The organism is methanotrophic endosymbiont of Bathymodiolus puteoserpentis (Logatchev) (assembly GCF_900128525.1).
Lineage (GTDB): Bacteria > Pseudomonadota > Gammaproteobacteria > Methylococcales > Methylomonadaceae > Methyloprofundus.
Window position 1 is genome coordinate 29151 of record NZ_FQTQ01000080.1, and the last position, 15053, is coordinate 44203.

The following is a 15053-nucleotide window of genomic DNA, read 5'->3' on the forward strand; positions in this document are numbered from 1 at the left end:
TATGTCAGAGACTATCGATAACAAAGCGGTACAGCAGCCACATAACCATAAGGGTTGTATGCAGCATGCGCTACAAGCAGCAGAACAGATTTGTAGCCAAAAAGGCGTACGCTTGACAGCGATTAGAAAACGCATTCTGGAGTTAATTTGTACTAGCCATAAGGCTATTGGTGCGTATGAATTATTAGATCTGTTTAAGCTGGAAGACCCCAAAGCAAAACCGGTGACTATTTACCGTGCTTTGGATTTTTTAATGGCAGCTGGATTGGTGCATAAAATAGAATCACTGAATGCATTTATCGGCTGTTTACAAGCGGAAAAGCAGCATAAGTCAGTGATCTTGATTTGTGATAACTGTAAGAATGCTTATGAGGTGGATGCAACAGCAGTGTATGACAGCTTATTTGCTTTAAGTGAGTCCATGCAGTTTAAACCGCAGTGTCTAACTTTAGAATTGCATGGCTTGTGTGCGAGTTGTCGCTAAAAAATACATTGGATAAGTTGGAAGTCAACATCTTCAGTGACTTGTTTGGGGCGAGTTGTACCGCTTGCAGCATGCATAAAGCGTGCAGTAAAACGATGCCTTCCACCACTGATTTCGACAAAATAGGGCGCAGATCGTAACAGTTTTATGGTGATTATCTGGTATGGGAGTAAGGGTTCTAAATTAAATTGATAAAAACCTTTTTCAGCCGTATTGTTGCTGGTTTCACCGCTTAAACGAATAAAATTTAAAATCAGGTCAATGGCCCTGCGGATGGTTGCAAATTGATTGATCCACAAATTAAAATCTTGTTCTTGCAGTTCTGTATTCTGCTCTAGCCAAAAATGATAAGAGGGCAGATCAAATGAACAAGTGCCACCGGGAATGCTACTGCGCTGAGTGATGGTTTTGAATAAGTCACTTTCCATGCTGGAAAGGTCTATTTTTCCGTTGGTTGCATAGAGAATTTTGCTGGTAGAGTTTAATTCACTGATAATTTGACGTAGCCTTTTGGTATCTACGCCTTCATGAGTTGAAAGCTGGTTTAATCTATTGGAATGGCGCTCAAGCTCTTTAAGAGTTTCGGCTTTTAAATCATGGCGCGTGAAAATTTGTAAAATATCGACTAGCGTACTCACCGTCGTACGTTTATCCCAAATACTTGTACCTGCCAAGAAATGGTCGAGTTGTAAAAACAGTTGTTCTAGGCGAATGAAGACACGGATGCGTTCATTAAGAGGGAATTCATAACTAATATATTCTGTAGTCACTGTGCTTGTTTTAGAAATTGCTCGTGTAAGTGTTTGACTTGTTGGCTTAGCTTGAGTTGCTCTTGACTGTTGTCAATAATACTGTCTGCTTGTGCTAGACGTTCGCTTCGACTTACTTGGCTGTGGATAATCGCGGTAATTTGTGCCGCACTGAGTTTATCACGTAATTTTACCCGATTAATCTGTACTTCCATAGGGCAGTCAATCACTAAGATATGATCGACAAACGCTTGCATCTTGGTTTCTAGTAAAAGCGGGATAGATAGTATGGTATAAGGTGTAGTCAATTTACTAAGTTGCTGATTTATTTCTGCATAAATAAGAGGATGCATGATTTTTTCCAGCAAAGATTTTTTCTCACTATCACTGAAAATAGTTTCCCTGAGTTTATTACGGTCTAAGTTGCCATCGGGCAAAATATATGCTTTACCGAATTGCTGGCTGATTTTAGTGAGTGCTTCCCCACCAGGGATGACAAGTGCATGAGCAATTTCATCAGCATCAAGCACAGGTACGGAAAGCTGTTTAAATAAGTTGGATACGGTTGTTTTGCCACAGCCTATCCCGCCAGTAAGTCCTACTTTATACATACTGACTTATAAGCCTACACTGTTTAGGTACAGAGTATTGAGTTGATCACCCCATAATAATGCTATCCAACCAGCAATAGCGAGATAAGGACCAAAAGGAATAGGGATATTTTTATCACGACCGAGCACTAGAATCATAGACACGCCGATAATTGCGCCGACTAAAGATGATAGTAGGATAATTAAGGGTAGATATTGCCAGCCTAACCAAGCCCCAAATAAGGCAAGTAGTTTAAAGTCACCATACCCCATGCCTTCTTTGCCTGTCAGTAGTTTAAATAGCTGGTAAATAGTCCACAAAACCATATAGCCTGCAATTGCACCAATAATGCTAGAGACTGGGTCGGTGAAGATATTAAATAAACTTAATAATAGACCTAACCATAATACTGGAAGAGTTATATTGTCTGGTAATAATTGATGATCAAAATCAATACCACTAAGCGCAATAAGCGTCCACGTTAGGATTAGCGCAAATAAGGTTTCGATTTGCCCCCCTAATTGATAAGCAACGATAGCGGACAACACGCCTGTTAGTGCTTCAATAAAAGGATAGCGTGCAGCAATAGACACGCTACAATTAGCACATTTACCACGCAAAAATAAGTAACTAAGGACGGGAATGTTTTGGTAAGCCTTAATACCTGATTTACATTTAGGGCAATGTGAAGCGGGTAGCGATAAATTAAAAGGTTCGGTAGGGGCATCAATAGGTAGTTCAAGAAACTCCTGACATTCCTGTTTCCAGCCTTGTTGCATCATTACCGGTAGCCGGTAAATAACAACATTAAGAAAACTACCGACTAATAAGCCCACTACTCCAGCGAGTAAGCTGAGGAGAATGGGGGAATCTAAAATAATGGAATAAGGAGACATAGAGGCGAAAATGTATAAGTAAAAGGGTGAGGCTATTAAATGCAACCTGGAGTAAGCTAAAGCACACAAAGGTTTTATGTGCTTAATTTTTAGTACCGTATAATGATAGTTAGTTTTGCAACAAAATATAAGAATTTTCAGGGTTTATTCTACTGTCCCATTAAAATGTTGTTCTCGTCGCTTGGTACTTGCCTTTAGGCTAGTAATTTCGGTGTTTTTAGTTAGCATTGGGTTGTGGTTATTTTTTGTTTTTTTGAGCTCTGGAATTTTAGTTACTATCATACTATTGATACTTAAAATACAAAAAATTCTTGATGATACGCGCATAATTTGCATTTTATCATCAATATTTCCTAGTTTCTTTGTTTAGTGAGTTTTATCAAACCCCCGATTTCTGAGTTGAGCAGCCACTTTATTTGTCAAAATTGCAACAGCCGCGCTTTGCGCTTCGACTCGTGCCTGAAAATTATCTGCCTTTATCGGCACTGTAATTATCTCGGAGCTAAAAAATAAAAGCTTATCCCCAGCTCCATTCAGTATAGCCCAATGAAGTTGCAAAATAGCTTGTTGCTGTGCATTAGTATCAAAACGACTAACATCAATAGCTAGCTGATAATCAAACACCATTGTCCTAAAAGTTTTTTTGCTAAGCACGGTTGCTAGTGACAAACGCATTTCTAGGTTTTCTCTCAAAACACGTTCAAAAGAAGCGTTTAACGGCTCTCCCCAGCGTTGAAATTCTTCTATACCTAAGGTCACAGCATTCTTGCGTAGCACCATTTGCGGCCGCTCTAAATAATCTGGAAAATTTACCGGCTGTAAATAAATACTAATGGGCTTTTGAGTAACGAACTTAGCCTGAATGGGTTCGACCGCCTGCAGTAAATAAATATTAGACTTTGGGCTGACACTACAGGCGGATAAAGCCAGTAACACACTGATTATTTCAATAATTCGTAATCGCATAACTTAATCCTTTTTACCTTGTAGTAATGCTTCTGGATGCTGTTCTAAATAATCTGTTAATAAACGTAAAGAATTTGCCGAGCGACGAATTTCATCCAGAGTACGATTAAAGTTTTGCTGTAATGGCCCATCTTCATGCAATAAGCCATCAGCACTCTGCGCGCTATTTTGAAGACTCAATAGGGTTTGATTCGCATTCGCCAATGATTCTCTTACTTCCAATAGAAGAGGATCAACTGCACCTTCTAGCTTGCGCATAAGTTGACTACTACGTTGCAATGTTTTCTCTGCATTGAGTGCAATGGCTTTAGCGTGCGGTTTAACAGACTTAAGTATCTCTTGCAGCTCTGCTAATGAGGATGATAAATTTCTAATTGCCTGCTTAGTCTCTTCAGAGCCGGTTATTTGCTTAATATTTTTAACCGTTATTAATAACTCTGAAAACAACTCCTGAAAAGGAATAGCCTGAATATCTCGCATGATATCAGCAATGCTTTTTTGTACCTGCACACTACTCGAAGCAATCGCTGGCAATTCGGCATAATCTTTATTTAAACCCGTTAAAACCACCGGCGTACCTGGTTGCAGTAAGGACTGCACATATAATTGTCCTGTTACTAAACTGGTGTATTGCAACTGCATGCGCAATCCATTTTTGACTAACTGCTCCATTAACATTTGCTTGCTATTGACTTCTTTTATCTGTAAAAGTTGCTGGCACTTTGCGTGATCTATCTCAATAAAAACAGGCGTTAATATTTGTTTAGTTTCTGGGTCAAGTTGCACTTGGATATCTGTCACTTTACCGATAGGCACGCCTTGCATTTTTACTAAAGCCCCTACATTTAAGCCGTTGACTGATTCATTAAAATAAATGACGAACTCAGATTTTTCAGTGAACCACTTACCACTGGTAAATACGGTAATCCCTAAAATCACAATAAGCACCGCCCCTAGAACAAAAACTCCAATAATAGTTGGATTGGCTTGTTTACTCATTCATTCCTCGGCTTAAAAATTGTTGCACAGTAGGGTTAGGGCAGTTTTTCAGTAAATCATTGGGCGCACCTTGAGCAATCAATGTTTTACTCATAGTATCAAGAAAGATGGCATCCGTACCAATGGCAAATAGACTCGGTAAATCATGCGTAACTACTACAATGGTAGCACCTAAACTTGCCTGTATACTTAAAATCAAATCATCTAATAATTTGGCACTAACGGGGTCTAAGCCTGCCGAAGGCTCATCAAAAAACAAAATATCAGGATCTAAAGCCAAAGCTCGTGCCAGTCCTGCCCTTTTTTTCATGCCACCACTAATTTCTGAGGGGTAATATTCTTCAAAGCCCACTAAACCTACTAAGGCTAATTTAAAATACGCCAAGCCTTGAATTTCATGATCACTCAAATCAGTATATTCTTTTAAGGGTAAAGCAATATTTTCAGCCAAGGTTAAAGAACTCCATAATGCACCGCTTTGATACATAACCCCATTGCTGCGCATAATTTTCTTACGCTCTGCCTCAGAAATAGCCCATAAATTTTTATTTTGATAATAAATCTCACCTTTGGCGGGTTTTTTCAAGCCCAGCAGATGCCTGAGTAAAGTGCTTTTACCACAGCCATTTCCGCCCATCACAATAAAAATATCACCCTTGTGAATTTTAAAATTAAGTTGCTGCTGAATGACGAAATCATCATAAGCCATAGTCAAGTTGTTTACTTCAATATGCACTTCTTTCATATCAAAAGTCTATGATTTGATAAATAACAGTTAATATTGCATCAGCGACAACCACGCTAACAATGCCTGCCACTACGGCTGCTGTCGCTGCATCACCAACAGAAGATGAACTGCGTCCGCACTGCATGCCGCTCAAGCAACCAGATAAAGCAACTAACACACCAAAGACACTACTTTTTATCAAACCGGTTAAAAAATCGTTTAAATCTAAGGCAGATTTGGTTTGTATTAAATATTCAACGACAGTGAGGTCAAGCAGACTCACACTGACCATTAGGCCACCTAAAATCCCCATAAAATCGGCATACAAGCATAACAGCGGCAACATAATAATCAGTGCTAACATGCGCGGTAAGACCAGAAAATCTATCGGTGAAATACCTAAGGTTTCTAGCGCATCTATCTCTTCATTAACCTGCATAGAGCCGAGCTGTGATGCAAAAGCAGCGCCAGTCCGCCCCGCCATTATAATCGCCGTCATCATTGCGCCCATTTCTCTCGCCATACCTAAGCCAACTAGGTTCGCGACATAAATTTGCGCACCAAAAATTTTTAATTGCATCGCACCAACAAAAGCGAGAATTAATCCCACCAATAAACTAATCAAAGTCACAATGGCTAAAGCACCTGGACCGCATTCTTGCATAATCAGCCACAAATCTCGCTGTCGAAAGCACGCTTTGCCGCGCATTAAGCGTAAAGCACTTAAACATACTTCACCGACAAAGGTGAGCATCTTTTGGGTTTCGTTATAAATAGACAGAGTTACCAAGCCTACAGAGGCAATAAAAGAGCTTTCTTGTTTGTCTTTATTACCACTTTCGCGCACTGGAAATGCGGATGCTTGTTTTAACAGTCCTTGTACGGATGTCGGTAGCGAATGTATATCTAAAGCAATTTTCTTCTGCTTACAATACTTCTCCAATTCAAACAAGAATAAAGCCAAACGACTATCCCAACGCCCCAACTGTTTGCTATTTAAATTGAGTCGTGTGCAATTTTGCTGTTGTAATTGCTGTTTTACGCTCTCAATATCAGGCACGACATTACCTATCAACCAGTCGCCTTGCAACTCAGCCTCGGCAATGTTTTTTTCACCTATCAATAACTTAAACTCACATTTTTTCAATGCTAACCCTACCAATCAATAATAGACACTAAAATGTGTCATATATGTATTTTTAACACCCTATCACAGCCAAACACATATAAATAAAAAACATAATTACGGTATAATTAAACACATTTTAACCCGATAACACCTTAAAGCTTTATGGATTATTTATTCACTAATACCCCTTTAGAATCATTAGCAACTGAATGCCTTATTATTGCTATATACGAAGATAAGCAACTTAGCAGCGCGGCTAATCAATTAGATAAACTCACTAATGGCTTAATCACAAGCGTTGTAGGCCGTGGCGATATTAAAGGGAAAGTCGAAGATACGTTGTTAATTAATTATTTACCTCATGCCAATATTAAACGCGCTTTGTTGGTTGGCTTAGGCAAAGCAGATAAATTAACCGCTAAAGATTACCGCAAAGCCCTAACGGCCACTGCAAATACATTAAAAACCACGCAATTCAGCAATGCGGTCTGTTGTTTAGCACAAAATGATGTACAAGATCAAAACAGTACATGGAAAGCGCGCCAAATTATTGAAGCGACTGATGCAGTTTTCTATCAGTTTAATGCATGTAAAAGCAAACCGGCTGATAAGCACACGTTAACACAATTTAGTTTACATGCCCTTGCTGAAACGACTGAAATTCAAATCGGTATCGCACAAGGTCAAGCCATTGCCCAAGGTGTTGCTTTAGCAAAACACGTCTCTGATTTACCTGGCAACTATTGCACGCCGACTTATCTTGCTGAACAAGCTGTTGCAATCGCAAACAAACATGAAAAACTAAACGCGCATATTTTAGAAGAAGCTGATATGCAAGAACTGGGCATGGGCTCTTTCTTATCAGTTAGTCGTGGTAGCCGCCAGCCTGCTAAGTTAATTACCTTAGAATATAAAGGTGCTGCAAAAGATGTAAAACCGATTGTTTTTGTCGGCAAAGGCTTAACTTTTGATGCTGGTGGTATTTCATTAAAGCCAGGTGCGGGCATGGATGAGATGAAATATGATATGTGTGGTAGTGCCGCTGTTTTAGGTGCATTACAAGCCGCAGCAGAATTACAGTTACCGTTAAATATCGTCGGTATTATTCCTTCCTCAGAAAACATGCCGGATGGCGATGCTAATAAGCCAGGTGATATTGTTACTAGCATGGCGGGATTGACCATCGAAATCCTAAATACTGATGCAGAAGGTCGATTGCTCCTTTGTGATGCCCTAACTTATGCAAAAAAATATAACCCAGATGTTGTCATTGATATGGCAACCTTAACCGGCGCTTGTTTAGTTGCATTAGGTCGTGTACCGAGTGGCTTGTTAGGCAATGATGACAAACTGTGTAACGATTTATTTAATGCCAGTGAATCTTCACTCGATAGCGTGTGGCGTTTACCACTTTGGGATGAATATCAAGATCAATTGAAGTCTAATTTTGCTGATATTGCTAATATTGGCGGGCGTGACGCGGGTACGATTACCGCGGCGTGCTTTTTATCACGTTTTACTGAAGACTATCAGTGGGCGCATTTAGATATCGCGGGTACGGCTTGGAAATCAGGCGATGCGAAAGGCGCGACTGGACGTCCTGTACCGTTATTAGTGCAATATTTATTAAACCGTGTAAATGCTGCCTAAGGTTAATTTCTATGTCTTGTTGTCCCGATCTGAACAGGGGCGACAATTATTTGCTTGTAAATTAGCCGAGAAAGCATTTCGTCTTGGCTTTAAAGCCTATATTCTGACTGATACACGACAACAAGCGCAGCAACTAGATACCTTACTCTGGACTTTTCGTGCCAACAGTTTTGTGCCCCACGAAATTTATCAGAGTGACTTACCCAGCCGTGCGAATGCCGTTATAATTGGCACTCAGCAAGCGCCAGAAGCTTGGCGACATACACTGATTAATTTATCGACTTATTGTCCAGAGCAGGTGCATCAATCAGAACAGATTTTTGAGCTGTTAGATAATGATGAAACACACAAACAAGCCGGTCGCAAACGTTATCGTTTATACCAGCAGCAAGGCATAACACCGAATACGCATAAAATGTAACGTAAATGTCGTAGGTTGGATTAGATTACCTAGCGAAGCGTAGATAACGTTATCCGACACTGTTTATCAAATAGGCTATTGTCGGATAACGTTTTTATTGCTCCGCACTAAAAATCTAATCCAACCTACATAACCCCTTACAACCCTATTTAAAAATTGCACTCATGGATAAAACATATACTCCCACTGACATCGAACAACGCTGGTACAACACTTGGGAAGAGAAAGGTTATTTCTCTGCTAAACAAGAGGGCGAGTCTTTTTGCATTATGATTCCACCACCGAATGTCACGGGTAGTTTACATATGGGGCATGCTTTTCAAGATACGATTATGGATGCCCTTACCCGCTACCACCGTATGAAGGGGAATAGCACGTTATGGCAACCCGGCACGGATCATGCCGGTATTGCTACACAAATGGTCGTTGAGCGCTTAATTAATAAAGAAGGTAAAACGCGCCACGATTATGGCCGTGAAGAATTTATTAAGCGTATTTGGGAATGGAAAGAAGAATCCGGCGGTACGATTACCAGACAATTACGCCGCATGGGTGCGTCTTTGGATTGGGAGCGCGAACGCTTTACTATGGATGACGGGCTGTCCGATGCTGTTAAAGAAGTGTTTGTTACTCTACATGAAGAAGGTTTGATTTATCGGGGGAAACGCTTAGTTAACTGGGACCCTGTTTTACACACAGCGGTTTCAGATTTAGAAGTGCTATCCGAGGAAGAAAATGGCTTTATGTGGCATATGCGTTATCCGCTGGCGAATGGCGAAGGTCATTTGATTGTCGCCACTACGCGTCCAGAAACCATGTTAGGTGATGCCGCCGTTGCTATTCATCCTGCCGATGAGCGTTATCAACATTTACTCGGTCAGTTTATTAAACTACCCTTATCTGGTCGCTTGATCCCGATTATTGCCGATGAATATGTTGATCCAGAATTCGGTACCGGTTGTGTAAAAATTACGCCTGCACATGATTTTAACGATTACGATGTTTGGTCGCGGCACAAAGAAATGAGCGCCATTCAAGACCAAGCTCACGGTGGTTTAATTAACCTGTTTACTATGGATGCTGTTATTCGCGCTAATGAAGCTGAGGAGGGCGATTTAATTCCTGCTGCTTATATCGGTTTAGATCGCGTTGCTGCACGTAAACAAATTGTTGCTGATTTAGAGGTTTTAGGCTTATTAGAAAAAACTGAAGATCATAAGTTAATGGTGCCCCGTGGTGATCGCTCCGGTAGCATTATTGAGCCTTTATTAACTGATCAATGGTATGTCAAAGTTGCACCTTTAGCTGAACCTGCAATTGAAGCCGTAAAAAGCGGCGAAATTCAATTTGTACCCGATAACTGGAAAAACACCTATTACGACTGGATGAATAATATCCAAGACTGGTGTATTTCACGTCAAATCTGGTGGGGACATCGAATCCCAGCTTGGTATGATGAGCAAGATAATATTTATGTCGGTCGCTCAGAAGCTGAAGTACGCGAAAAACATAATCTAGCCGCTGATTATCCTTTGCGCCAAGATGAAGATGTTTTAGATACCTGGTTCTCCTCTGCCTTATGGCCTTTCTCTACTCTAGGCTGGCCAGAAAAAACACCTGAATTAGCTCAACATTATCCAACTAGCGTTTTAGTCACTGGTTTTGATATTATTTTCTTTTGGGTGGCTCGCATGATTATGATGGGGCAAAAATTCATGGGTGAAGTACCGTTTAAGAAGGTTTACATTCATGGCCTGGTGCGCGATGCTCAAGGTCAAAAAATGTCTAAATCAAAAGGAAATGTCTTAGATCCGATTGATTTGATTGATGGTATTAGCCTAGAAGATTTAGTCGCTAAACGCACAGGTGGCATGATGCAGCCACATTTAGCCGAAAAAATCGAAAAAGCGACACGCAAAGAATTTCCAGAAGGTATTCCTTCTTATGGAACAGATGCGCTACGTTTTACTTTTGCCTCATTAGCCTCAACAGGCCGTGATATTCGTTTAGACAGTGATCGCTTATATGGTTACCGTAATTTCTGTAATAAATTATGGAATGCGGCGCGCTTTGTTCTAATGAACACTGAAGAACAGGATTGTGGTATCAACGGTGGTGAACTTAAATACAGCGAAGCAGATAAGTGGATTGTGTCGCGCTTAAACCAAGTCATCGCCAATACCACAGATGCCATCGATAACTATCGTTTTGATCACGCCGCACAAGAAATCTATGAATTTACATGGAATGAGTATTGTGATTGGTATTTAGAATTATCTAAAATTTCTCTGCAATCAGATAATGAAGCGCTACAGCGCGGCACTCGCCAGACGCTATTAACTGTTTTAGAAACGATTTTACGTCTTGCCCATCCCATTATGCCGTTTATCACCGAAGAAATTTGGCAACGCGTTGCTCCATTAGCCGGCGTTCAAGCGGAAACTATTATGTTGCAGCCGTACCCCGTAGCAGACGACACGCAAATTGATGCACAAGCAGTTGATGCCATTGAATGGACTAAGCAGTTTATTTTAGGCGTACGTCGCATCCGTGGTGAAATGAATATTGCTCCGGGCAAGCCTTTGCCGGTATTACTAGAAAATGTCACTGAAACCGATGAAAACCACCTGGCACAAGCGACAACTTATTTACAAAAACTAGGTCGTATTGAATCTATTAAATGCTTAGCAGAAAATGATATAGCACCTGAATCGGCTATTTCTCTGGTTAATGAATTACGCATTTTAATTCCAATGGCAGGTTTGATTGATAAAGAGGCTGAAATTGCACGTTTAGAAAAAGAAATATTAAAGCTTGAAAAAAATCTACCGCGTATAGAGGGGAAATTAAATAACCCTAAATTTGTCGATAAAGCACCAGATGAAGTTATTAATAAAGAAAAAGAAAAATTAGCGGCATTGCACACGTCATTAACTAATTTTAATGAGCAATTAGTTAAAATTCGCGCGCTTTAATGAATCTTATATTAAGCACCTATTAATGAGCTTAAAATCTACAAGTCTAGCTCTCTGGGTATCAAGACTGCACGAGGAAGCTGTGCCCGTCTTTTCTGATATCTCATGTTAAATCTAGTCAGTTTTGGCAAGTAATAGAAAAGGCGCTATGGATCTTGCATTGATTATTATGCAAGGTTCGTAGTGACTGCTAAACCGTTAAAATAAGTAATAGTTCATATTGCATGCTTTCTACTGCTTATGTATAACAAGTATAAGCTTATTGGTAGCATTAGCTTTGAGCACAGCCAAAGCTATAACACATTGATTCAAGATGATTTCCATAGTGCCAAGTACTTTCCCCAACAAGCCATATTAGGCCTAAACCTTTACCGTATAAACAAATGACGACACAATATGCCAATTTGCACGTTATTCTTGTCGAACCCTCAACAACTCAACAGCATATTATTAGGAACTATCTAACCCAAGCTGGAATTAACGACATTATCTGCTGTAACTCGGGGGCGGAGCTATTTACAAGCCTTAGCCGTACACAGCCAGATTTAATTATTAGTGCTATGTATCTACCCGATATGACGGGTAGTGAACTCCTTTATACATTACGTGAAGATGAAGAATATGATAAGGCCTTCATGCTTATATCTAGCGAAACCAATCTATCCAGTTTAGAGCCAATCCGCCAAGCCGGCGCGATTGCAATTTTACCTAAACCCTTTACTGCAGAAGAATTACAAATCGCCTTATCGGCAACAGTTGATTACCTCAACCCAGAAAAAGCAATATTAAATCATTTTGATATTGAAGATATTGCTGTTTTACTCGTTGATGATAGCCCTCTTGCTCTAAAATACATTAGCAACATTCTTAATGATATCGGCATTGAGAAAATTACCCAAGTAAATGATGGCAGCAAAGCCATACCTCTATTACAAGAATGTTATTTTGACTTAATTATTACCGACTATAATATGCCTGATATCGACGGTTTACAGCTAACTTCGTTTATACGCGAACAAAGTGAACAAAAAAACATCCCAATTATTATGATTACCAGTGAGCAGGATAGTCAACGTTTAGCGGCTATCCAGCATGCTGGGGTTTCGGCTATTTTAGATAAACCCTTTGAACCGGCATCGATACGTAACTTTATCATTAATTTACTTAATTAATTATGCATGAATTACTTGGCTAACAGGCTAGTTTCATCTATATTTATTTGTATAGCTAATAAAAACTCAATAATTTATGGTAGCAAATTCATCAGACATGCAATTTAGTGGCCTACTAAAATGCATTATAAAAGAAGGCCTACTGACTGAAGCCGATGCGCAAGCCCATAGCGACGCAGCAAAAAAAAGCAAAACTCCACTTATTAGTTACCTAGTTAATGATAAACATATTAGTGCTACAACGATTGCCACTCATGCCGCCACGGAGTTTGGCCTGCCTTTTTTTGACTTATCCGCAGTAGACAAATCAATTTTACCATCTGGCTTGGTTAGCGAAAAATTAATTCGTAAACACCGTGCTTTACCGCTATTTAAAAGAGGTAATCGCCTCTTTATCGCGTTATCTGACCCAACAAATTTTCAAGCTTTAGACGATATTAAATTTCATACTCGCTTAAACACCGAAACTATTTTAGTTGAGGAAGATAAGCTAGTCGCTGCTATTGACTCGTTCTTAGAAGCCGCTGATACATCCATGACAGATTTATTGGATACGGACTTAGATAATATTGAATTATCAGGTGGTGACGAAGAAGCGAAAGATGAGGTTAATAGCGATATTGATGACGCGCCTATCGTGCGCTTTGTCAACAAAATTCTCTTAGATGCCATTAAGAAAGGCGCATCAGATATTCATTTAGAACCCTACGAAAAAACTTTCCGTATTCGCTTTAGAAGTGATGGCATGCTATCCGAAGTAGCGAGCCCACCGTCAAATATTGCCAATCGCATTATTTCACGCATTAAAGTCATGTCCAAAATGGATATTGCTGAACGCCGTGTACCGCAAGATGGTCGAATTAAAATGACACCTAAATCCTGCAAGCCCTTATTTTGACTCTCATTAACCTTACTCTATTCAAATGGTTATTAGGTTTTTACTGCCGCTTTGCCAGCCCTCTTATGTCCAACTGATCAAAATATTCAGATTTAAATCATAAATAGAGGAAATTTTTGTATAGTATGGATATTCTCCGAGCCCAAGGCAATAAGGACCCTGCCAACGTGCCACGGCCTTTTACTCAAAGTGATTTAACTTCGGTTTAACTCTAAGCTAGTAACCCCACCTTAACCCAGTCATCCCATTCCTGTGGGTAGAGTGGATCCGCTGGCGTTCTTACTCTTAGCTGATTATTGCCTGTGAGTAATTTTCCGGCTACCCGAATCAGATAAGTACGAAGTGTATCCGGCTCCCATTGGCATAAAGTTTTGTTACCACTCAATTGAGCCATCCACCGCACCGTATTGTAGGCGAGAACGGCGCAATGAAATAATGCCGCATTGGCCAGGAATTGATTCGTTCTGATTTTACCTAAACCCATTTGTGATTTTGCTTCTTCGATCCATGTTTCGCACGTAGCTCGTTCACCGTATTTCTTATGTGCTTTCCAAGGCGTTAGAGGTTCAGTGGTTACATAACAAAAATAGTCATATTCTGTCGTATCCCAAAGCTCGGACTGAGGCCCAGTCACTTGTTTAGGTTGCTTCATCCTGACTGCGACAAACTGACGAGATCGAGACCAGCCACCACAACGATATTGAAATGCACACTGCTCCCAACCGGATTGGCCTTTAATGGCTGTCCAGTTCTGTTTGGCCAGTAATGCGGTCAAATTCTTAAGTTTAACCTTTATCAAATAGCCATGGCCTCTGGTATCAAGTAATTCAAGTAAGTCACCGACAAAATAACCACTGTCACCGCGAAAAATAATGCGCATCCGATTGGGTAAATGTGCCAGTAGCTGTTTGGTAAATTCAACAACACCATTACTTGTAAAGGCATTGCCTGTTCTGAACCAGGCCTGTAAAATTTCTTTTGATTCCGCTAGAAAGGCGATTTGCGGGTGGTATGAACGGGCACCTTTCTTTTTTGGGTTGAAGCCTTTAGCACTTCCTTCTTGACGACCACAAACTGTATCGACTGTTGAATCGACATCAACCCATTGAACGAGTTGTACGCCTACTTTAGATTTTCCGGAGCGAAGTAAACGACGCCAGTGCTGACCACGCAAAATATGCGTGAGCGCTTCAAACTGGCTTATCTGCGCATCACTCACTTCTTTAAAAATCCGTAAAATCGTGGTTTCAACAGGAACCTTGACCCAGCCTACTACTTGCCGTAGTACACGATCCGCCCATACCGTAGTCACTTTTGACATTGATGTTGCTCCACCTATCATTCCAACCAGAGTTAATAGAATCGCATCAGATAAATGATAGTCTGCATTATCACC

At 40.3% G+C, this 15053-nt stretch carries 14 protein-coding genes; 6 read left to right on the forward strand and 8 right to left on the reverse strand.

The genetic code is table 11. The annotated features are described in order from the left end of the window. Position 1: 1 nt before the first annotated feature. Complete coding sequence (locus BQ7314_RS06885) at positions 2-484, forward strand: transcriptional repressor (RefSeq protein WP_174482965.1); 483 nt, start codon at positions 2-4, stop codon at positions 482-484. Here the strand turns inward: BQ7314_RS06885 and zapD are convergent. The 7 genes from zapD to BQ7314_RS06920 all read right to left on the reverse strand — a co-directional run bounded on the left by zapD (position 481) and on the right by BQ7314_RS06920 (position 6559). Beyond that, positions 481-1254, reverse strand: coding sequence for a cell division protein ZapD (gene zapD, locus BQ7314_RS06890; RefSeq protein WP_245394936.1), 774 nt, complete (start codon positions 1252-1254; stop codon positions 481-483). The two genes, BQ7314_RS06885 and zapD, sit on opposite strands and share 4 nt — an antisense overlap. Continuing rightward, positions 1251-1844 carry a dephospho-CoA kinase gene (gene coaE, locus BQ7314_RS06895; RefSeq protein ID WP_174482966.1) on the reverse strand — a complete coding sequence of 198 codons (594 nt, stop codon included), beginning with the start codon at positions 1842-1844 and terminating at the stop codon, positions 1251-1253. The genes zapD and coaE overlap by 4 nt, the downstream gene beginning before the upstream one ends. Positions 1845-1850: 6 nt before the next feature. Beyond that, positions 1851-2720: a prepilin peptidase gene (locus BQ7314_RS06900; RefSeq protein WP_174482967.1), complete on the reverse strand. Its 870-nt coding sequence runs from the start codon at positions 2718-2720 to the stop codon at positions 1851-1853. A gap of 366 nt (positions 2721-3086) precedes the next feature. After that, entirely contained in the window at positions 3087-3686 is a 600-nt protein-coding gene (locus BQ7314_RS06905) for a PqiC family protein (protein WP_174482968.1), read from the reverse strand. A gap of 3 nt (positions 3687-3689) precedes the next feature. Next, positions 3690-4685 carry an MlaD family protein gene (locus tag BQ7314_RS06910; protein ID WP_174482969.1) on the reverse strand — a complete coding sequence of 332 codons (996 nt, stop codon included), beginning with the start codon at positions 4683-4685 and terminating at the stop codon, positions 3690-3692. Further along, positions 4678-5430, reverse strand: a complete 753-nt coding sequence (locus tag BQ7314_RS06915) for an ABC transporter ATP-binding protein (protein WP_174482970.1) — start codon at positions 5428-5430, stop codon at positions 4678-4680. The genes BQ7314_RS06910 and BQ7314_RS06915 overlap by 8 nt, the downstream gene beginning before the upstream one ends. 1 nt (position 5431) lies before the next feature. Then, positions 5432-6559 carry an MlaE family ABC transporter permease gene (locus BQ7314_RS06920; protein ID WP_245394937.1) on the reverse strand — a complete coding sequence of 376 codons (1128 nt, stop codon included), beginning with the start codon at positions 6557-6559 and terminating at the stop codon, positions 5432-5434. 144 nt (positions 6560-6703) lie between these two features. On the opposite strand from BQ7314_RS06920, the gene BQ7314_RS06925 reads away from it, so the two are divergent. From BQ7314_RS06925 to BQ7314_RS06945, 5 genes are all read left to right on the forward strand, one after another. After that, entirely contained in the window at positions 6704-8191 is a 1488-nt protein-coding gene (locus tag BQ7314_RS06925; RefSeq protein ID WP_174482971.1) for a leucyl aminopeptidase, read from the forward strand. Continuing rightward, positions 8181-8612: a DNA polymerase III subunit chi gene (locus BQ7314_RS06930; RefSeq protein WP_342590398.1), complete on the forward strand. Its 432-nt coding sequence runs from the start codon at positions 8181-8183 to the stop codon at positions 8610-8612. The genes BQ7314_RS06925 and BQ7314_RS06930 overlap by 11 nt, the downstream gene beginning before the upstream one ends. A gap of 164 nt (positions 8613-8776) precedes the next feature. After that, the gene (locus BQ7314_RS06935; RefSeq protein WP_174482972.1) at positions 8777-11587 is read left to right on the forward strand and encodes a valine--tRNA ligase; all 2811 of its coding nucleotides are present in this window, start codon (positions 8777-8779) and stop codon (positions 11585-11587) included. Between the two features lie 383 nt (positions 11588-11970). After that, entirely contained in the window at positions 11971-12759 is a 789-nt protein-coding gene (locus tag BQ7314_RS06940) for a response regulator (protein WP_174482973.1), read from the forward strand. A 76-nt stretch (positions 12760-12835) separates the two neighbouring features. Then, positions 12836-13657, forward strand: a complete 822-nt coding sequence (locus BQ7314_RS06945) for an ATPase, T2SS/T4P/T4SS family (protein ID WP_174482974.1) — start codon at positions 12836-12838, stop codon at positions 13655-13657. A 211-nt stretch (positions 13658-13868) separates the two neighbouring features. On the opposite strand, the gene BQ7314_RS06950 is transcribed toward BQ7314_RS06945, so the two are convergent. Then, on the reverse strand, positions 13869-15053 hold a 1185-nt coding region (locus BQ7314_RS06950; RefSeq protein ID WP_174482975.1), incomplete at its 5' end, for an IS1380 family transposase.